Source organism: Vibrio sp. 1727 (assembly GCF_033344415.1).
GTDB lineage: Bacteria > Pseudomonadota > Gammaproteobacteria > Enterobacterales > Vibrionaceae > Vibrio > Vibrio alginolyticus.
Genome location: NZ_JAWPOT010000200.1, coordinates 1 through 775, shown reverse-complemented (window position 1 = coordinate 775; position 775 = coordinate 1). Strand labels below are relative to the sequence as shown.

The 775-nt window shown below is 47.9% G+C and carries 1 protein-coding gene; it reads right to left on the bottom strand.

Features of this window, described 5'->3' with window-relative positions:
- Nucleotides 1-775: diguanylate cyclase domain-containing protein (locus R8O10_RS24755; RefSeq protein ID WP_318191893.1), on the bottom strand; the 775-nt coding region annotated here is incomplete at both ends.

The window sequence follows — 775 nt, the reverse complement described above, 5'->3', positions numbered from 1 at the left end:
GACCAACACTTCATGCATGTGACGACCGCTCATTGACTGCGCAGAGTAACGAGCAACAAGCAATAGGTGCTCAAGGGATTGGTGGGTGATTTTAGGGTCAACCATCACGGCTTTGCTGTCGAGCGACAACATAATCCCAGAGAGTTCGATTTTGTAAGAGAGCTGATTTAACAGTCGGTTTGCCGCTTCCAACGCGTCGCTGTGACCGCTTGCGTTGGGAAGAATGACGATGAACTCATGCTCACTAATCCGACCAATTTGGTGAGTGCCCAAATGGTCGCGCAACAAAGTCGAGATGTACTGGATCGCCTCATCAAAAATCAGGTGTCCGTACACTTCAGCGATTTGCTTGAGGCTCTTACTTGTGATGTAGATGAACGAGAAGTGATTCGGCTGGTGTTTCACCAACTCTTCAAGTGCACCTAAGATCACTGGGCGATTACAAAAGCCAGACACAGGATCAAAATCGGTCAGCTTTTGAATCATCTCAGCTTGTTGTTTGTTTTCACTCAAATCTTGCAACAGCAGCATCAAGGCGGTGTGCCCGTTGTGCTGAATCAGTGTTGCTTCTATTAAACAATCGATGGTTTCGCCATGGCTGTCTAGCATCTGTGCTTCAAACTGATTGCGGCCATGTTGAAGCTCTCGATACATTGCATCAACACGACACTCATCCGCAGTCGTAGGGCAGAGCGTGTCTAATGGCTGCTCAAGAAGGTCGGACTTTTTATAACTCAGTAGTTCAAGCGCTCGATGGTTGGCGTCGACGATTTCA